16 protein-coding genes are annotated in these 17,913 nt (G+C 69.8%); 10 read left to right on the top strand and 6 right to left on the bottom strand.

Annotated elements, in window-relative coordinates; translation table 11 throughout:
* Positions 1-148: 148 nt before the first annotated feature.
* Positions 149-775, bottom strand: a complete 627-nt coding sequence (locus tag CG740_RS19125; protein ID WP_100576368.1) for an SRPBCC family protein — start codon at positions 773-775, stop codon at positions 149-151.
* A 382-nt stretch (positions 776-1,157) separates the two neighbouring features.
* On the opposite strand from CG740_RS19125, the gene CG740_RS19120 reads away from it, so the two are divergent.
* From CG740_RS19120 to CG740_RS19095, 6 genes are all read left to right on the top strand, one after another.
* The gene (locus CG740_RS19120) at positions 1,158-2,417 is read left to right on the top strand and encodes an ROK family transcriptional regulator (protein WP_100576367.1); all 1,260 of its coding nucleotides are present in this window, start codon (positions 1,158-1,160) and stop codon (positions 2,415-2,417) included.
* 573 nt (positions 2,418-2,990) lie between these two features.
* Positions 2,991-4,064 (top strand): ABC transporter substrate-binding protein, encoded by a 1,074-nt coding sequence (locus tag CG740_RS19115; RefSeq protein WP_100576366.1) that lies wholly within the window; start codon positions 2,991-2,993, stop codon positions 4,062-4,064.
* Entirely contained in the window at positions 4,061-4,918 is an 858-nt protein-coding gene (locus CG740_RS19110; RefSeq protein ID WP_100576365.1) for an ABC transporter permease, read from the top strand. Before CG740_RS19115 ends, CG740_RS19110 begins: the two co-directional genes overlap by 4 nt.
* Positions 4,894-5,796, top strand: a complete 903-nt coding sequence (locus CG740_RS19105) for an ABC transporter ATP-binding protein (protein ID WP_234376359.1) — start codon at positions 4,894-4,896, stop codon at positions 5,794-5,796. Before CG740_RS19110 ends, CG740_RS19105 begins: the two co-directional genes overlap by 25 nt.
* Positions 5,793-7,136 (top strand): LLM class flavin-dependent oxidoreductase, encoded by a 1,344-nt coding sequence (locus CG740_RS19100; protein WP_100576364.1) that lies wholly within the window; start codon positions 5,793-5,795, stop codon positions 7,134-7,136. The genes CG740_RS19105 and CG740_RS19100 overlap by 4 nt, the downstream gene beginning before the upstream one ends.
* Positions 7,137-7,160: 24 nt before the next feature.
* Positions 7,161-8,057: a TauD/TfdA dioxygenase family protein gene (locus tag CG740_RS19095; protein ID WP_100576363.1), complete on the top strand. Its 897-nt coding sequence runs from the start codon at positions 7,161-7,163 to the stop codon at positions 8,055-8,057.
* Here the strand turns inward: CG740_RS19095 and CG740_RS19090 are convergent.
* Together CG740_RS19090 and CG740_RS19085 are read right to left on the bottom strand one after the other, a co-directional pair.
* On the bottom strand, positions 8,033-8,470 hold the full coding sequence (locus CG740_RS19090) for a DUF397 domain-containing protein (RefSeq protein WP_100576424.1): 438 nt from the start codon (positions 8,468-8,470) through the stop codon (positions 8,033-8,035). The genes CG740_RS19095 and CG740_RS19090 overlap by 25 nt on opposite strands.
* Positions 8,471-8,554: 84 nt before the next feature.
* Entirely contained in the window at positions 8,555-9,382 is an 828-nt protein-coding gene (locus tag CG740_RS19085; RefSeq protein ID WP_100576362.1) for a class I SAM-dependent methyltransferase, read from the bottom strand.
* An 848-nt stretch (positions 9,383-10,230) separates the two neighbouring features.
* On the opposite strand from CG740_RS19085, the gene CG740_RS41750 reads away from it, so the two are divergent.
* Positions 10,231-10,395 carry a hypothetical protein gene (locus CG740_RS41750; RefSeq protein ID WP_324901124.1) on the top strand — a complete coding sequence of 55 codons (165 nt, stop codon included), beginning with the start codon at positions 10,231-10,233 and terminating at the stop codon, positions 10,393-10,395.
* 744 nt (positions 10,396-11,139) lie between these two features.
* Here the strand turns inward: CG740_RS41750 and CG740_RS19070 are convergent.
* Positions 11,140-11,604 carry a DUF6234 family protein gene (locus CG740_RS19070; RefSeq protein WP_159030335.1) on the bottom strand — a complete coding sequence of 155 codons (465 nt, stop codon included), beginning with the start codon at positions 11,602-11,604 and terminating at the stop codon, positions 11,140-11,142.
* 487 nt (positions 11,605-12,091) lie between these two features.
* Between CG740_RS19070 and CG740_RS19065 the strand changes: the two genes are divergently transcribed.
* Both CG740_RS19065 and CG740_RS19060 read left to right on the top strand, forming a co-directional pair.
* On the top strand, positions 12,092-12,283 hold the full coding sequence (locus CG740_RS19065) for a hypothetical protein (RefSeq protein ID WP_159030334.1): 192 nt from the start codon (positions 12,092-12,094) through the stop codon (positions 12,281-12,283).
* Positions 12,284-12,414: 131 nt separating this feature from the next.
* On the top strand, positions 12,415-13,536 hold the full coding sequence (locus CG740_RS19060; protein WP_100576358.1) for an epoxide hydrolase family protein: 1,122 nt from the start codon (positions 12,415-12,417) through the stop codon (positions 13,534-13,536).
* A gap of 68 nt (positions 13,537-13,604) precedes the next feature.
* On the opposite strand, the gene CG740_RS19055 is transcribed toward CG740_RS19060, so the two are convergent.
* A complete protein-coding gene (locus CG740_RS19055; protein WP_100576357.1) occupies positions 13,605-14,342 on the bottom strand; it encodes an NIPSNAP family protein in 738 nt (245 codons plus the stop codon).
* A 138-nt stretch (positions 14,343-14,480) separates the two neighbouring features.
* On the opposite strand from CG740_RS19055, the gene CG740_RS19050 reads away from it, so the two are divergent.
* Positions 14,481-15,458: a helix-turn-helix transcriptional regulator gene (locus CG740_RS19050; RefSeq protein ID WP_100576356.1), complete on the top strand. Its 978-nt coding sequence runs from the start codon at positions 14,481-14,483 to the stop codon at positions 15,456-15,458.
* A gap of 93 nt (positions 15,459-15,551) precedes the next feature.
* Here the strand turns inward: CG740_RS19050 and metE are convergent, their stop codons facing one another.
* Positions 15,552-17,870, bottom strand: coding sequence for a 5-methyltetrahydropteroyltriglutamate--homocysteine S-methyltransferase (gene metE, locus CG740_RS19045; protein WP_100576355.1), 2,319 nt, complete (start codon positions 17,868-17,870; stop codon positions 15,552-15,554).
* Between the last annotated feature and the right edge of the window lie 43 nt (positions 17,871-17,913).

Here is a 17,913-nt window from a genome sequence, read left to right as displayed (position 1 = left end):
AAACGACTGGTTCAGCACACGGAAAACGCCCCTGTGGTGGGCGGTGCCCTGGAGGAATCACCAGGATGGGACGTGCCGCCCGGCCGAAAGCCGACGGCCGTCCGGCCGCCGTGCCCCAGGGGCGCGGCGGCCCTGCCCTGCCCCGGGTTCAGCGGGAGGTGCCGCCGTACTGAGCCTCCGCGGCGGTCTTCAGATCACGCAGCCAGCCTTCGAGGCCGGCGCCGAGGATCTTGGTCGCGGCGGGCACATCGGCATCGACCTGCGGGCCGGTGTGCGTCTCCTCGGTACGGACGAGAACGCCGCCCTCGACCTTGCTGAAGTTCCAGACGTGGACACCGTCGATGTGCAGACCCTCGCCCACCCCGGGGCCGGTCCAGCGGATGCACGCGTTGTGCTTCATCTGCCGGACGGTCGAGGTAACCGTCAGGCTCGTGGCGGGAGTTGAGGGGTTGGGCGGGATCGGGGTCGTCCACCGGAAGGCCGCGCCCGGGCGCAGGGGTCCGTGGTAGAGCCGCTCCATCGTGGCGACGGGGGTCTGCCAGGAAGGCCAGCGTCCCACCTCGGTCTGGAGCTTCCAGATGGTGCTGAGCGGTGCGTGGATCACGGTCTGGGTCCGATAGCGGACGGCGGCGTCGGGGTCGACGCCCTCGCCGCGGCAGGTCAGCGAGGTGGCGGGTCGGGAGGTGGCCCCGGCGGGCGCCGCGGTGGCGCCGAGCGCGGCGAGGGCGAGCGGGACGGCGACCAGGGTGGCGCGGAGGGTGCGGGTGCTGGGCATGGCGTAATCCCCTTGAGTGAGAAGGCGTGCCGTTCGTTATGAGTTCTAACACTCGCGTGAAAGCGTCGTCAACAACCTTGGTGAGAGCCTCTGACTTGAGCGGGCCGGGCTTCGGCCGGACGCCAGGAGGGGTGAGATTCTGGCCTGCGGGCCGCACGGGGGAGTCCGTACCGTGGGCGGCCTCTGGGCAGCGGCGGCCCGGTTTGCTAGCTTCGGGCCATGGTTCCGCAGGCTGAGAACTTCGCGTCGCGTCGCTATGTCGACCTGCGGCGCCAGGGCACGGCCACCTGTCGCCCCCGCTGAGGCGGCCGGGAGCAGCGAGCCCGGATCCGCCGAGTACGAGACGGCGCGGTGTCGGACCAGCTCCCCGAGGAAGTACCCCATGTCCCGTTCAGCGGCCCCCCTTCCCCTGCTCGACCCACCCCCCATCCCCGCGGTGCACCGAGCCGCGGACGGTGCCCGGCGCCGTACCAGCGCCAGCGCGGTGCTGCGTTCCGTGCTTGAGCACGGCCCCGTCGCCCGCAGCACCATCGCCCGCCTGACCGGCCTCTCCCCGGCATCGGTGACCGACCACTGTGCGCGCCTGGACGCGCTCGGCCTGATCCGGCAGACCGCGGCACCCCGGCGCTCGAAGGGGGCCGGTCGGCCCCATGTGCCGGTCGATCTGGACGCCGACCGGTTCGTGGTCGGCGGCGTGCACGTGGCGGTGCCGTACACCAGCGTCGCCCTGCTCGACCTGCGCGGGCGCGTGGTCGCGGAGCGGCGCCTGGGTCATGGCGAGGGCACCGGGCCCGACCGCGTCCTGGCCAACGCCGCCGATGCGCTCGGCACGCTGCTCTCCGAGGCCGAAGACCGTGTCCCGCTGAGTGTCGGGGTGGCGGCCGGCGGCTGGGTGGACCGGGATTCCGGGACCGTAGTGGAGCACGCCCTCCTCGGCTGGCGGGACGTACCCGTACGTGACACGCTCAGTGAGCGCATCGGTCTGCCGGTCCAAGTCGACGGCCACGCACGGGCGTTGGTGAACGCGGAGCGGCTGTTCGGGCGGGCCCGCGGGAGCCGGAGCATGCTGCACCTCTTCGTCGGCAACGTGGTGGACGCCGCCTTCGCCACCCACGACGAGGTGCACCACGGCCCTCGCTCGCAGGCGGGCGCCATCGCCCATCTTCCGCTCGCGGGTGGTACGCAACCGTGCGAGTGCGGCCGAACCGGTTGCCTCCAGGCCGAGTTGAGCGAACGCACCCTGTGCCGGCGGGCCCGCGAGCACCGGGTCATCCGCACGGCGAACCCGGTGCACGTGGTGCGGGCGGCGGCCGACGGCGATCCGGTCGCGGTCCGCCTCCTGGTGGAGCGGGCCAGGATGGTCGGACAGGCGGTCGGGCTGCTGCTCGACGTCCTCAACCCGGAGACCGTCGTCGTCACCGAGATCGGCGTCCTGTACCGGCAGGACTGCCGCACCGCGCTGAGCGAGGCGGTGGGGCGCCGGGACGCGCTGGTGGTGCCGAGCAGCTTCCCGGATTCCGTCCTTGCCGTGGCCGGGGGTTCGGTGGCGCTCGACGTGCTGTACCGGGACCCGTTGGGCATACCGCGAGCGCCGAGGGGGAGCGCCGCGGAGGCTGCCGGGAGAGCCGTGGAGCCGAATTAATTCAGAAACTCCGAATGTTGACAGGGATTGTGGGCGGAAGCGAGGATTCTCGGCATGAGCAGCGCGCAGGAATTCTCCCCGGTGAATGTCCGGTCGCGGCAGGTACGCGACCGGAGCGCCGGTGCCGCGCCGACGCCCTCCCGACCGGTTCTGCTGACCAGGTGCCGTGTCATCGACCTGATGCGGATCGGCCGCACCCTGTGTTGCTGATGTCCCGCCGCGCTCGCAGCCGCTGTCGCTGACAGACCGAAGCCGCTGTCGGCCGCGTACCGGTGCATTGACGCCTCGCGGGGGGCGATTGACCGCGCCGGCGAATTCACGGACGCGCACGCGCCGATGTCCGGCAGTGTCCTGGGCCGCCGACATCCCGGCGCCTTGATCTCCTGACCCGCTGGCGGCGTGCGCCCGCATTTCACTTCCGTGCCATGTCCGGATTTCGCCAACGCGTTGTCCGTTCCGCGCGCTTTCCGGCCCCGCCCTTCTTCACCCTGCCCGCACGCACGCAATTGTGCGCGCCTTTCCTGCTCCTTTCATCGCGCTCATTTCATCACGCTGCCATCACGGAGTCCTGCCATGCCACCAGTCTCCCCAGCCGTGCCCGGTGTCGACCGGCGGCTGTTCCTGTCCTCCCTGCTGGGCGTCGCCGCCGCTGCCGGTCTCAGCGGCTGCGCGGGCGCCCAGGCCGCCGACACCGTGACCAAGGGGGCCGCGTCCGCCCCGCTGTCCAGCACCGTCCCGGCCGGCACCCGCCTGAAGATCGCTTCGTACCAGGGCGTCCAGCAACTCCAGTTCAAACTGGCCGGGTTGGACGATCTGCCGTTCACCGTATCGGACTGGGTGAACACCGGAGCCGGGCCCGATGTCATCAACGCCTTCCGCGCCAAGTCCCTCGACGTCGCCAACAACGCGGGGATCCCTCCGATCCAGGCGCACTTCCAGGGCTACGACGCGAAGATCGTCGCGATCGACATCACCCGCAAGCCGACCTACGTCTTCGCCACCAAGCCCGGCAGCGACATCAAGGACGTCCAGGGCTTCAAGGGCAGGAAGCTGGCCTTCTCGCAGGGGCAGGCGCAGGGCGTCGTCCTGCTCCGGGCCCTGAAACAGGCCGGGTTGACGCACGACGACGTGAAGCTCGTACCGCTGACCAGCAACCAGTTCTTCACCGCGCTCCAGGCCGGCCAGGTCGACATCGCCCCGCTCGCCAACAGCCAGGCCCCCGCCTACCTCAAGCAGTACGGCCCCAAGGGCGCGCACACGATCACGACCGGCGTGGTCGACCTGCTCAACCTGCTGTGGGCGCCGACCTCCGTGCTCGCCGACCCGGCGAAGGCCGTAGCGGTCGCCGCGTACGTACCGCGCTGGGCCAAGGGCCAGGTGTGGGCGTACGAACACCCCGATGCCTGGAACGAGGAGTTCTACGTCAAGACCCAGAACCTCACCCTCACACAGGCCCGGTCGATCACCGCTCTCGCCAACAAGCCCCTGTTCCCGCCCAGTTGGGAGGAGGCCATCCGATGGGAGCAGGAGACCGCGGACCTCCTCGCCGAAGGCGGCTTCGTGAAGAAGTTCCAGGTCGACTCCCTCTTCGACCGCCGCTTCGAGGGCCTCGCGGCCAAGGCCGTCCCGGCCGCGTACCAGAGGTGACCGCAGTGACCACCACCGCGACCACGCCCCTGGTCTCCCCGCCGGCCGCACCGGCGGCCCCCGTCCGCAGGCCGGGGCGACGCGCGCTCGCGCCCGGCAAGCGGCTGCCCGCGGCGCGGCTGATCGGCCCCGGTCTCGTCCTCGCCGTGTGGGCCGCCGCGTCCGCCGCCGGACAGCTGGACCCCGCCGCGATCCCGGCGCCCTGGACGGTGCTGCGCACCGCCGGGCAGCTGTGGAGCGACGGCACCCTGTCCACCGATGTGCTCACCTCGCTGGAACGCGCCGCGTACGGTTTCGCCCTCGGGCTCACCGCCGGAGTGGTCCTGGCGCTCGCGGCCGGGCTCAGCCGGGTCGGCGAGGCGCTCATCGACGGGACCGTCCAGCTCAACCGGGCGATCCCGACCCTCGGCCTGATCCCGCTGTTCATCCTCTGGCTCGGCATCGGCGAGACCTTCAAGATCGCGATCATCGCCATCGTCGTCTACATCCCGATCTACCTCAACCTGCATGCCGCACTGTCCGGCATCGATCACCGCTATGTCGAACTGGCCGAGGTCCAGGGCCTGTCCAGGATCCGCTTCATCCGCCAGATCGTCGTCCCCGGCGCCCTGCCCGGCTTCTTCGTGGGGCTCCGGCTCGGAGTGACCGGGTCCTGGCTCTCGTTGGTCGTCCTGGAGCAGATCAACGCCACCAGCGGCCTCGGCTACCTGATGTTCCAGGCCCAGAACTACGGCCGCACCGACATCATCCTCGTCGGCCTGCTGATCTACGGCGTCTTCGGCCTCGTCTCCGACAGCGCGGTCCGCCTCGTCGAACGGAGGGTGCTGTCATGGCGACGCACACTGAGCAACTGACCACCGTCCAGACTCCGGCGGTCCGGCTCGCCGGGCTCACCCGGTCCTTCGACGGCCGCACCGTCCTCGACGGCATCGACCTCGACATCCCGGCCGGACAGTTCACGGCCCTGCTCGGCCACAGCGGCTCCGGCAAGAGCACCCTGCTGCGCGCCATCGCCGGACTCGACCACCAGGTCACCGGCAGTGGTGAACTGGCCGCCCCGGAACGGGTGTCGGTGGTCTTCCAGGACTCCCGGCTGCTGCCCTGGCGCCGCGTCCTCGACAATGTCCTGCTGGGTGCGGACGGCAAGGAAGCAGCCGAACGGGGCCGAGAGGCCCTCGCCGAGGTGGGACTCGCGGGCCGCGAGCGGGCCTGGCCCAACGAGCTGTCCGGCGGTGAGGCGCAACGCGCGGCCCTGGCACGCTCGTTGGTGCGCCGCCCCGAACTCCTGCTGGCCGACGAGCCGTTCGGCGCCCTGGACGCGCTCACCCGGATCCGGATGCACGTGCTGCTCCGCGAGCTGTGGCAGCGCCACCGGCCCTCCGTGCTGCTTGTCACGCACGACGTGGACGAAGCCATCGTCCTCGCCGACCGCGTCCTGGTCCTCGACCGGGGCCGCATCGGAGTGGACCTCACCATCGACCGCCCGCACCCGCGCTCGTACCGCGATCCGCTCCTCGGCGAGTACCGCGAACGCCTGCTCGCCGCGCTCGGCGTGACCGCACACGACGAGCGGCGCCAGGAGCGCACCGGTCCAGTGCCCAGCCATCCAGAGCGCACTTATCCCGGGCACGTCAACCCCAAGCACGCCAGCCCCGAGCACGTCAGCCCCGAGCACGCCAGTCCCGAGCGCACCCGTCCATTGCGTGCCCACCACCAGGAGGACCCCCAGTGACCCGGCGACAACTCCATCTCAACGCCTTCCTGATGAGCACCGGGCACCACGAGGCGTCCTGGCGGCTGCCCGAGAGCGACCCGTACGCGAGCGTGGACCTGAACCACTACCGCGAGCTGGCCCGCACCGCCGAGCGCGGCACCTTCGACTCGCTGTTCCTCGCCGACGGGCCGGTCCTGTTCAGCCATGTCGGCCAGCGCCCCGCCGGCGTCCTGGAACCGCTGACCCTGCTGACCGCGCTGGCCGTGGCGACCGAGCACATCGGCCTCATCGCCACCGCCTCCACCTCGTACAACTCGCCGTACAACCTCGCCCGCAGGTTCGCCTCGCTCGACCACATCAGCGGCGGCCGGGCCGGCTGGAACATCGTCACCACCGCGGGCGCCGAGGCCGCCCGCAACTTCGGGCTCGACGACGAACCCACCCACGCCACCCGGTACGAGCGCGCAGCCGAATTCCTGGACGTGGCGCTCAAGCTGTGGGACAGCTGGGAGGACGATGTCGTCGTCGCGGACAAGGCCGCCGGCGTCTGGGGCGACGACAGCAAAATCCACCCACCGCGCCACCAGGGAACGTACTTCAGCGTCGAGGGCGCGCTCAACGTCCCGCGCAGTCCGCAGGGTTACCCGCTGCTCGTCCAGGCGGGCTCCTCGCAGGACGGCAAGCAGTTCGCGGCCCGGTACGCGGAGGCCGTCTTCACCGCCCAGCAGCGGCTGGGGGACGCACAGGCCTTCTACGCCGACCTCAAGTCCCGGGCCCGCGCGGCCGGCCGGAACCCCGAGCACATCAAGATCCTGCCCGGCATCGTGCCGGTCATCGGCTCCACCGAGGCCGAGGCGCGCGCCCACGAGCAGGTTCTGGAGGACCACATCGTGCACGAGCACGGGCTCCACCGCCTCGAACGACTGCTGCACCTGGAGCCGGGTGTTCTCCGACTTGACGCCCAACTACCCGCGGACCTGCCGCCGGAGAGTGCCATCGAGGGCGCCAAGAGCCGCTACACCCTGGTCGTGGAACTCGCCCGGCGCGAGCGCCTGACCGTCCGTCAGCTCATCGGCCGCCTCGGCGGCGGGCGCGGCCATCTGACCTTCGCCGGCACGCCCGAGCAGGTCGCCGACGCGATCGAGAGCTGGTTCAGCCTGGGCGCCGCCGACGGTTTCAACATCATGCCCGCCGTGCTGCCGTCCGGCCTCGAACTCTTCGTCGACCACGTCGTGCCGATCCTGCGTGCCCGTGGCCTGTTCCGCACCGAGTACGGCCCCCGCGGCACCCTGCGCGACCGCTACGGCCTGCCGCGCCCCGCCAACCAGCACACCGTCCCGGCCCTCAGCCGGGTCTGATCCACGACCGAAGGGACCCCGCACATGTCCGGCATCGAGATCCGCAAGGTCACCGCCCACATCGGCGCCCGCATATCCGGCGTCGACATCGCCAGGCCGCTCGACGAGGAAAGCGTGGCCGCCCTGCGCGCCGCCCTCAACGAGCACAAGGCACTGGTCTTCGACGACGTCTACCTCGACGACGAGGGCCAGCAGGCCTTCGCCCGCCACTTCGGCGACCTCACCACCGCCCACCCCACCGTCGCCGCCGTCGCCGGCGCGCCCCATGTGCTTCCGGTGGACAGCGAGCGCGGCCGCGCCAACCACTGGCACACCGACGTCACCTTCGTCCTCAACCCGCCCCAGGCCAGCACGCTGCGCAGCATCACGATCCCGCCGTACGGGGGCGAGACCCTGATCGCCAACTCGGCTGCCGCGTACCGCAGTCTGCCCCAGCCGCTGCGGCAGTTCGCCGACACGCTGTGGGCCGAGCACACCAACGACTACGACTACGCGGTTCCGGAGGAGGACATCGACGACAAGAAGGCCGAGCAGCGCGCCCAGTTCACCTCGATCAACTTCCGCACCGCCCACCCGGTGGTCCGCGTCCACCCGCTGACCGGTGAACGCGGCCTGTTCATCGGCGGGTTCGCGCAGCGGATCGTGGGCCTCTCGGTCACCGAGTCCCGCAAGATCCTCGATCTGCTCCAGGCGTACGTCGTCCGGCCCGAGAACGTCCTGCGCTGGCGCTGGTCCCCCAACCAGCTCGTCCTCTTCGACAACCGGATCACCCAGCACTACGCCATCGACAACTACGACGGGCTGCCCCGCCGCCTGAACCGCGTGACGGTCGCCGGAGACGTGCCGGTCGGGATCGAGGGCAAGGAGAGCTACTCGATCGCGGGGGATGCCTCGCACTACACGTCCGTCGCGTCGGTGTAGGGGGCGTCGGAGGGGCCGCGGGCGGGCGGGGCCGAAGGCTGCCGGGCTTCCCGTTGATCACGCACCTGGCGGGGTTCTTCCCTCCTCCGTTGTCTGGGCCTGGTCGTTCCGATCGCCGTGGCGCGGGGAGACGTGACGAGCGCCGAGTCACGCGGCCCGTCGAACAGGCCCTGGGTCACCGCACTTGGGGAACCCGATTGAGCCCCCACTTGCTGAAGACAATCGTTCAGACCGGGTGCCGGAACCAGCGAGTCCGGCACCCGGGCTGTGCTGGTCAGCCTTGACAGTTCCCCCGCCTGAACACCCTGGCGGAACGCGGACCACTCGGCTGCGGTGAAGCAGAGCGGCTCACGGCCGGGCTTTTTCGAATCCCGCAGTGCGACCGATCCGCCGGCCAGGTGCGCAATGTCCACACACACCCGGTCCCATCACCGGACCCGTCGCCCCCGAAGGTCGACTCGGCCCACGCAGCCTTGGTCAGAGGCCGGTCCCTGGCCTCACTCGGCGCGGCGTCCGACCCGCAGGACGCTCAGACAACGGCGTGATGCTCGATCGCCCATCCGCGTGCGGATGCGCTCGGCGATGGAGTCGAGCAGGGGCTCACGGATGTCGTGGTCGAGATTCCGGTACAGCGACAACGAGCGAAGGTGATCGGCAAAGCTGTCCCCGTTGAACCACTGAACGGTTGGATACCAGCGCACGATCGGTGGGCCGAACAATCCCCCGGGATCGTCGACCGGGCCCCACCCCTTGTCGGTGGAGCGCACGTCCTCCTCCAGCGGCGGATGACCCCAGCCGGGGTTGCCGGGACAGAACCGCTCGTGCAGATCGGCGGTCTCGGCATACACCTCCGGTTCTCCCGGCCGACGGACAACGACGTGGCCGAGCAGCGCCATCCAGCCCCCTGGGAGGAGCACGGCGTGCGCCCGCTGCCAGCCGATCGACGGGTCGACCCAGTGCCAGGACGATGCGGCCACGAGAACATCGAAGCGTCGACCCCGGTCGTCCCACTCCTCGAAGGCCGACGTCTCGATTTCGACGTTGTGAAAGGAGGCGATCCGCCGGCGGGCGAGTGCGGCCATGTCCGTACCCGGTTCAACGGCGGTCACTGAGCAGCCGAGCACGGCCAGCGTGCGCGTTGCCTGACCGGTACCGCAGCCCACCTCCAGCACCGACGAGTTCTCGTCCATGCCGGTGATGGCGCCAAGGTCCGCGAACAATTCGTCGGGGTATCCCGGCCGGACCCGATCGTAGAGGTCCGGCACATCGTTGAATACTCGGCCGAGATCGTGTCGATTCGGGCGCATCTGCGGATCATCAGTCATAAATGCACAAGCTACGAGGCTCGTCCACGCGGAGCCAACGGGTTCCTGAGCGGCCAGCGGGAGCCGGCCAAGCGCTTCGAACCGATCGGCCCGGTCTTCCTCGGGCTGCCCGCCTCCCGCCGGCGACAGCGGTGAAGAGCTCCGGCGTGATGGCAGGCCATCGGAGCCGCCGTCGGGGGAGCGGTCATGCCGTTCATCGTCCACGAGCAATCGGCCGGACGCGCCCCGGCCAACTACATCCCACGCGCCGGCCTGGCCCCCACCGGCCTGGACGGCCAGGTCGAGCAGCGCCTCCCGATCGCTAGTAAGCCGCTGGCGAGATCAGGAACGAGACCAGGCTTATTCCCCACGGTCTTCGTCCGAGCCTGACGCAACGAATGCTCATGCCGGGGCCGCCCGCGTGTCCCGGGAATTCCCCTCCAGCAGGACAAGTTCGAGAGACTCTTCGGGCAGGGCGCAGTGGAATGCCGGCTGCCGCAGCCTACGAAGGGCGCCCCGGATGAAGACACGACACAAGAACCGCGACACACCCGACCCGGAAGCTGCCTGGAACGAGATCGTGCCCGGGCTGTGGATGGGCGGCCACTACTGGGTGGATGGTCGGGTCAAGCCTCGGCAACCTGTCGTGGGCGGAGAATTCGACCTGGTCATCAGTCTGTTCAGCCGCCCCGATCACGGCCCTGGCCCAGACGTTGACCACCGCGTCGCCGAGATCCCCGACGCCCCCCTTACCTGCGCACAGCTCAGCACCGTCCAACAGCTCGCTCAGGACGCGGCGCATGCCGTCAGCAGCGGACACCGCACGTTGATCCGGTGCAACGCCGGCTTCAACCGCTTCCGGGCTGCTGATGGGGCAGACCCTCATCGAGCTGGGCTACGCACCGACCGCTGCAATAGACCTCATTCGGCAGCACCGCTCCCCCTGGGCGCTCAACAACAGAACCTTCGAGGAGTACCTCATCACGGGCCTCGACATCGCCCGTTTCCTCACGGGCCTCGACACGCCTTCGTGACCGTGGCGAGGCATCGACCGCCATGACCTGGTGCGCGTAGGCGGACTTGGGCTGCCGCAGCACGGCCAGTGCCTTCCGTGACCCGTCTGACTCGACAGTCCCCTGCTTGTGCGCGTCGGACAGAGCGCCGTGCCCATGCCGGTGTTCGGTCAGCAATGTCAGGTCGACGGAGACGCCACCCGACCGTCGTTGCAGAGCATCGTGAAGTCGAAGGCCTCGTGCTGGGCGTCGTGGTGCAACAGCCTCACCTCCGCGGCCTTCGTATGCGTGCGGTTCTGTGACGGAACGTCTGCTCCATACGGAGGCCGTCCACGGGTCCCACAGATCCGCAAGAGCGTGAGGGCTGGTGGGGTGGGTCGTGGGCTCAGTCGGACCCGCTGCCCGCCCACCGTGATGGTGTGCAGGATCCAGCAGCGATCCGGGAAACCCGTCTGGGGCTCGTGGCCCAGGATGGCCCAGTCCTTGTCCAGGACCGGGCGCATGCCGCCCAGAGGGTCGTCCTCTGGTACCAGCTCCAACACGGAATGCCTCGACATGTCGATCATGCTCGTGGCGTTGTGCAAGCGATCGAGCTCAATCGACAAGCTGAGTCCTCGATCCGGTCGGGGAACTCGCCACAACGCGTGCTGTCGAGTGCGATGGTGGATGGCGCCGGGCCGGCGGGCTGCACTGTGGCACTCAGCTGGTTCCTGGACGCCGGTTGGGCCGTCCGACATTTCGAACAGCCTCGGTCCGGCCTGCTGATCACGCATCGCTTTCATTGCCAGCCGTGGGTTCCTGAACCGGATCGGTCGCCCCGGTGAGCACTCGGCCGGCCGGCTCGGGTGCCGACTGGCGCTTGTCCTCGTGCAGCTGTGCTGCGGAGCCGACGGCGAGAACCGCGGCAACCAGCAGGGCGATCAGGAGTTGAGACACGGCCGTGATCGTCGCCCGTCCCTTGACAGCAACCACTCCCACCACGACCACGACGGCACCGAGCACGGCGATGGCCGGCGCGTAGTCCCAGAAGACATAGGGGTGTTGAGGGGCCTGGGGGTCGAGTTCGAAGTGGTCGATGAACGGCCAGGCGACCACGCAGATGGCGAGCGCCACCAGCTCAAGGAGAACCAGCACACAGCCGATAGCGGCATCCGCACCCCGATGCAGCCGGTCGGGCACGTCCCAGTAGGCAGAGGAGTCGACTGGTGGAGCAGGCGGGAGGTTGCTCATATCTGACACGGTGCCTGTACTGGCTGTGCCTGCACATGAGTACGGATACTCATGCCGCGGACGGGATGCCGCCGGAGACGACCTTGATGAGGACGTACGCCATCGGGACACCGATGTGGACGTGGTGCTGCTTCTGAGACTCGGGTAGGCCTGCCTGCCACGCGGCGTGCTCAGGCCCGGAATCACCGAACGCATCCGCACCGGCGACACCTGGTTCACCAGACGCAGACCGGCCTCACCGCGTCCACAACTGGCTATCAGGACAAGGGATTTGTCTGCGAACGGGTGGGAACCCTCAACTCCATGACGAGGGAGGGGAAGAGCTCCTACCACCGCACCGACGCCATCGGCAACGTCCTCGCCCTCGCCGACCCGACTGGGTACTTGACGGCTGCCCTCGGAGGCGGAGGAGGGGCACCCTTTCCGTGGTATCGATCACGCAGATCTTGCAAGGGATACGAGAAGTGCGACGAGAGAAAGCATCCTCATGCGACCCTTGGTCATCGTTGTCCTGCTCATCGCCGCGACGCTGCCCTTCGCGCCGGACGCAGTGAACTTCGACAAGCCGTCGGGTGTGGCTCTCATGATCGCCTGGGGCGTCGGCTGTGGACTGTTCGCTCTCCTGACGGAACGTCTGATCCGCGCCTCGAATGCGCGGAACAAGCAGTCGGAGCGATAGCGGACCGCCAGTACCGCACACGTGGCCGGCCCGACCCGGCGCCCCCGACCCGACGCCGCGCGCGGGAGCCCGCGATGATGGTCCACCAGCATCTGATCCCGTGTCGCCTCGACCAGTAAAGGAGCCTTGCCATGTCTGCCGAGCCATTCAAGGTCAGCATCACCGATGCCGAGATCGCGGACCTGCGTGAGCGACTGCGGCGGACACGGTGGCCCGAACGGGAGCCGGTGACCGACTGGTCGCAGGGCTTGCCGCTGGCGTACGCGCAGGAGCTGTGCCGCAGCTGGGCCGAGGAGTACGACTTCGGGTTCGGCGAGCGGCTGAACGTGTTCCCGCAGTACCGCGACACGGTCGACGGGCTGGGCATCCACTTCCTGCACGTCCGCTCACCGGAGCCGGACGCGTTCCCGCTCGTGCTCACGCACGGGTGGCCGGGCTCGGTGCTTGAGTTCCTGGAAGTCCTCGGCCCGCTCACCGACCCACGTGCGTACGGCGGCGACCCGGCGGACGCGTTCCACGTGGTCGCGCCGTCGTTGCCCGGGTACGGCTGGAGCGACAAGCCGTCGACGACCGGATGGGGCATCACTCGCACCGCGCGCGCCTGGGACACGCTGATGGTCTCGCTGGGTTACGAACGGTACGGCGCACAGGGCGGCGACTGGGGTTCGGCCGTGTCCGGAGCGTTGGGTGAGGTGGCGCCCGAGCGGGTCGCCGGCGTGCACCTGAACCTGGGATCCGTCCCGGCGGGCGCGTTCGACGACCCGACGCCCGCCGAACTGGCGAACCTTGAGGCCGAGAGGGAGATGCAGCGCACCGGCCGGGGGTACTCGGCGATCCAGGCGACCCGGCCGCAGACGCTCGGCTACGGCCTCACCGACTCCCCGGCGGGGCAGGCCGCCTGGATCGCCGAGAAGTTCTGGGCGTGGACGGACAACGACGGCCATCCCGAGGACGCGCTGTCGCGACAGGCGATCCTCGACGAGATCTCGGTCTATTGGTTCACCGCGTCGGCCACGTCGTCGGCGCGCCTGTACTGGGAGAGCTTCGCCAACTTCCGGGACAAGGTGACCGCGCCTTCCGGGCTCTCGGTCTACCCGCGCGACATCACCCGTCCGTCGCGGCGGGAGGCCGAGCGGAGGTTCACCGACCTGCGCTGGTTCGAGGAGCTGCCGCGTGGCGGCCACTTCGCGGCGCTGGAGCAGCCGGAGTCGCTGGTCGAGCAGATTCGGGGGTTCTTCCGCCTGGTCCGCTGACTGCCGTCACGGCCCCTGGTCCCGTCCCTGGTCCGGCGTCTGGTCCGGCGTCTGGTCCGGCGTGGAGGTCAGCAGATGAGCGAGCGGTCCGTGGGGACCAGCCGCAGCGTCCTTGGTGCTGCGGTCTGTTCGCGGCCGATGCCGGTCAGGATCTGTTGTGCGAGGGGGTGGGCCTGTATCCCGGCCAGGTGTTGGCGGTGCGCACCTTCGCAGGGGTAGGACGTGAAGACCACGGCGACGTTCTCTCCGGTGCGGACCGGCAGCCTGGTGAATGTGTTGTGCTCTGTCTCCGAGATCAGGACGGCCAGTGGCGCGGGCCCTGTCTGGTGGAGCAGCGGGAGGAGTCCGTCCCGGATGAGTGCGATGCCGTCCTGCCGTCCGGGAGGGAAGGACCAGACGGTGGCGGACACGAACCGGTCGGATGACCGCGCACCGGCCTGGGGCCGCTCGGCCGGGCGGACGGCGAAGCCGCTCCCGGCGGACAGGGGCCGCAGCAGCAGGACGTCGTCGGAGTCGACCATGGTGTCGTTGGCCCGAGGACCGTGCGTGGCCCAGACGGGTCCGCCGTAGAAGGCTGTCAGCGCACGGTGTCGAACTGCCATGTCCTGGAAGCCGCGCAGCCAGACGAAGCGATCCGGATCATCGAGGTCCCGAAACTGGCCGAGCACGGCCATACCGGCCTCTTCCTGGGTTTCGACGAACTCCCGGTCGAACAGCTCGATGAGTTCGTCGCGCCGACCCGGACGCAGCGTGTACTGGCGAAGCTCGATCACGGCGGGACAGCCGACGGGGGTGGTAGGGGGCACGGGCGTACTCCTGCTCGGTGGTGTTTTCCGGAGTGTTCTCCGGGGTGCTCCGGCGGCGTTCGGCCGGAGCCGCATGTGGATGGACGCTAGGGGAGACGTGTGCCACGTGCTGTCAGGGTTTCCGAGGAGAATCACCTCATGTCTGCCGGTCGACTGCTGTCGCTGCTGTTGTTGCTGCAATCCCGTGGCCGTATGTCCGCACGCGCGATCGCCGAGGAGCTGGGGGTGTCCGTGCGGACCGCCTACCGTGACCTGACGCGTCTTCAGGACGCCGGGGTCCCGGTCTACGCGGAGCCGGGCCGTGGGGGTGGCTACCAGCTGCTCGACGGCTATCGCACCCGCCTCACCGGGATGAGCGAGGGCGAGGCACGAGCGCTGTTCTTCGCCGGCCTGCCCGGACCCGCCGCCGACCTGGGCCTGGCCGAGGAGGTGGCAACGGCACGGCTGAAGCTGCTGGCCGCGCTGCCGACGGGACTGCGCGAGGAGGCGGCGCAGACCGCGGCGGTGTTCCACCTGGACGCCCCGGGCTGGTACCGGGAACCCGAGCAGACACCGCAACTGCCGCTGTTCGTCGACGCGGTGCTCACCCGGCGTGCGGTGGACGTGCGCTATCGCCGATGGCGCGCGCCGCAGGAGGTGCATCGTCGGCTTCGCCCTTACGGCTTGGTGCTCAAATCCGGGATCTGGTACGTCGTTGCCGCCGCGGAGCGCCGGACAGCGACCTACCGTGTCACCCAGATCCTCGATGCGGTGATGACCGACGAGCGGTTCGATCGGCCGCGGGAGTTCGACCTGGGCGAGTACTGGACCTCCTACCTCAACGATTTCCAGGCGCGCCGCTACACCGGCACAGCCACCATCCGTCTCTCCCCGCAGGGACGTCGGCGCCTGCCCGACAACGTGCCCCCCGAGGTGGTGCGGGCGGTCGATTCGACCGCGGCCCCCGTCGGCGACGACGGATGGGTCGAGGCCGTCATCCCGACCGAGAGCACCGACCACGTGTGCGGCGAACTGCTGCGGCTCGGCATCGACGTCGAGGTCGTCGCGCCGGCCGAACTGCGCCGGGCCATGGCTGCCACCGTCGCCGTACTCGCCCGGGTCTACCCACCCCACTGACTCCGGCGACGTCCTCGTTCGCGGACCAGGCGAGAGGGACGACGGCGGCGCGGCGGGCCGGGACGCTCCGAGTGTCCCGGCCCGCCGGTTCGATCAGGAGGCGGTCAGCTCACCGCGCACGGTGCGGGCCGCGGCGACCAGGTTCTCCAGGGAGGCGCGGGTCTCGGGCCAGCCGCGTGTCTTCAGCCCGCAGTCGGGGTTGACCCACAGGCGCTCGGCGGGGATGGCTTTGAGGCCGGTCCGCAGCAGATCGGCGGTCTCGTCGGTGCCCGGCACGCGGGGGGAGTGGATGTCGTACACGCCGGGGCCGGCCTCGCGGGGGTAGCCGTGCGTGGCGAGTTCGCGCGCGACCTGCATGTGGGAGCGGGCGGCCTCCAGGCTGATGACATCGGCGTCGAGGTCGTCGATGGCCTGGACGATGTCGCCGAACTCGGCGTAGCACATGTGCGTGTGGATCTGGGTGTCCGGCCGCACCCCGGCCGTGGTGAGCCGGAACGCCTCGGTGGCCCACGCCAGGTAGGCCGCACGGTCACCCGCCCGCAGCGGAAGGGTTTCGCGCAGCGCGGGTTCGTCCACCTGGATCACCGAAGTCCCCTCGGCCTCAAGGTCGTTGACCTCGTCGCGCAGGGCGAGGGCGACCTGGCGGGCGGTCTCGCCGAGCGGCTGGTCGTCCCGGACGAAGGACCACGCGAGCATGGTGACCGGCCCGGTGAGCATGCCCTTGACCGGGCGGTGGGTGAGCGACTGCGCGTACGCCGTCCAGCGGACCGTCATCGCCTCGGGGCGGGAGATGTCGCCGGCCAGGACCGGCGGGCGGACATAGCGGGTGCCGTACGACTGGACCCAGCCGTGCTGCGTCGCCAGGTATCCGGTGAGCTGCTCGGCGAAGTACTGGACCATGTCGTTGCGCTCGGGCTCACCGTGCACCAGGACATCGATGCCCGTCTTCTCCTGGAAGGAGATCACCTCGCGGATCTCGTTCTTGATCCGCGCCTCATAGCCCAGGATGTCGATCCGGCCCGCCCTCAAGTCGGCACGGGCGGTGCGCAGTTCGGTGGTCTGCGGGAACGAGCCGATGGTGGTGGTCGGCAGCAACGGCAGCCCGAGGTGTGCCCGCTGCGCGGCGGCGCGTGCGGTGTAGGGCTGGGTCCGGCGGGCGTCGCTGTCCGTCACGGCTTCGGAGCGAGCCCGTACGGCCGGGTCGTGCGTGAGGGGAGACGCGGCGCGGGACGCCAAATCGGCCCGGTTCGCGGCCAGTTCGGCCGTGATGCTGTCGGTGCCCTGGGAGATTCCCTTGGCGAGGACGGCGATCTCCGCGGTCTTCTGCCGGGCAAAGGCGAGCCAGCGCAGGATCTGCGGCTCGATGTCGCGCTCGGCGGCGGCGTCCAGCGGGACGTGCAGCAGGGAGGACGAGGCGGAGACGTCGACCCGGTCGGCGAGCCCGAGGAGGGTGCCGAGGGTGGCCAGCGACCTCCTCAAGTCGTTGATCCAGATGTTGCGTCCGTTGACCACACCGGCGACGAGTCGCTTGCCCGGAAGCCCGCCCGCGGCAGCCAGCGCGTCCAGGTTGGCCGCGGCCGCCCCCGTGAAGTCCAGGGCGAGGCCCTCGACCGGTGCCTTGGCCAGGACCGGCAGCGCTTCGCCGAGCTGGTCGAAGTAGGAGGCGACGAGCAGTTTGGGCCGATTGGTGAGCGCTCCCAGATCGCGGTAGGCGCGCTCGGCGGCGTTCAGCTCGGCCGGGGTGCGGTCCTGCACAAGAGCCGGCTCGTCGAGCTGCACCCATTCGGCCCCGGCCGCACGGAGGTCCGCCAGGACCTCGGCGTACACGGGCAACAACCGGTCCAGGAGGGTGAGCGGTTCGAAGTCGGCGGCGGTGCCCGGGGCCGGCTTCGCGAGCAGGAGATAGGTGACGGGGCCGACGAGTACAGGCCGGGCGGTCAGGCTCAGCGCGAGGGCTTCCTCGAACTCCGCGACCTGCTTGGTGGAGTCGGCCGTGAACACCGTGTCGGGGCCCAACTCCGGTACAAGGTAGTGGTAGTTCGAATCAAACCATTTGGTCATCTCCAGCGGCGCGACGTCCTGGGTGCCGCGGGCCATGGCGAAGTAGCCGTCCAGCGCGTCGGCGTCGACGGCGCTGCGGTGCCTCGGGGGGATGGCACCCACCATGACGGTGGTGTCGAGAACGTGGTCGTAGTACGAGAAGTCGCCGGTCGGCACTTCGTGGATGCCGGCGTCGGCGAGCTGGCGCCAATTGCTCCGTCGGAGTTCGGCGCCGGTGCTCCTGAGGGCATCGGCGGTGACGCGGCCCTTCCAGTAGCCCTCGACGGCCTTCTTGAGTTCACGATTCCGACCCTGACGGGGGTAGCCGTACACGGTGGCCCGTGCTGCCGCGGCTGCGGACTTCGCTGTCATGGAAATCTCCTTCGCGAGATGACTCCTGAACATCCCCGGGGAC

This window comes from Streptomyces sp. CB01201 (assembly GCF_002803085.1).
In the GTDB taxonomy this organism is placed as follows: Bacteria; Actinomycetota; Actinomycetes; order Streptomycetales; family Streptomycetaceae; genus Streptomyces; species Streptomyces hundungensis.
Note: the sequence above shows the minus strand (reverse complement) of the source record. Positions and strands in the feature narration are given on the sequence as shown.

Bases quoted from the DNA above. Each gene is read 5' to 3' on its own strand.
- CG740_RS19125 (WP_100576368.1), bottom strand. From the start codon at position 775: ATGCCCAGCACCCGCACCCTCCGCGCCACCCTGGTCGCCGTCCCGCTC.
- CG740_RS19120 (WP_100576367.1), top strand. From the start codon at position 1,158: ATGTCCCGTTCAGCGGCCCCCCTTCCCCTGCTCGACCCACCCCCCATC.
- CG740_RS19115 (WP_100576366.1), top strand. From the start codon at position 2,991: ATGCCACCAGTCTCCCCAGCCGTGCCCGGTGTCGACCGGCGGCTGTTC.
- CG740_RS19105 (WP_234376359.1), top strand. From the start codon at position 4,894: ATGGCGACGCACACTGAGCAACTGACCACCGTCCAGACTCCGGCGGTC.
- CG740_RS19095 (WP_100576363.1), top strand. From the start codon at position 7,161: ATGTCCGGCATCGAGATCCGCAAGGTCACCGCCCACATCGGCGCCCGC.
- CG740_RS19085 (WP_100576362.1), bottom strand. From the start codon at position 9,382: ATGACTGATGATCCGCAGATGCGCCCGAATCGACACGATCTCGGCCGA.
- CG740_RS41750 (WP_324901124.1), top strand. From the start codon at position 10,231: ATGGGGCAGACCCTCATCGAGCTGGGCTACGCACCGACCGCTGCAATA.
- CG740_RS19070 (WP_159030335.1), bottom strand. From the start codon at position 11,604: ATGAGCAACCTCCCGCCTGCTCCACCAGTCGACTCCTCTGCCTACTGG.
- CG740_RS19065 (WP_159030334.1), top strand. From the start codon at position 12,092: ATGCGACCCTTGGTCATCGTTGTCCTGCTCATCGCCGCGACGCTGCCC.
- CG740_RS19060 (WP_100576358.1), top strand. From the start codon at position 12,415: ATGTCTGCCGAGCCATTCAAGGTCAGCATCACCGATGCCGAGATCGCG.
- CG740_RS19050 (WP_100576356.1), top strand. From the start codon at position 14,481: ATGTCTGCCGGTCGACTGCTGTCGCTGCTGTTGTTGCTGCAATCCCGT.
- metE (WP_100576355.1), bottom strand. From the start codon at position 17,870: ATGACAGCGAAGTCCGCAGCCGCGGCAGCACGGGCCACCGTGTACGGC.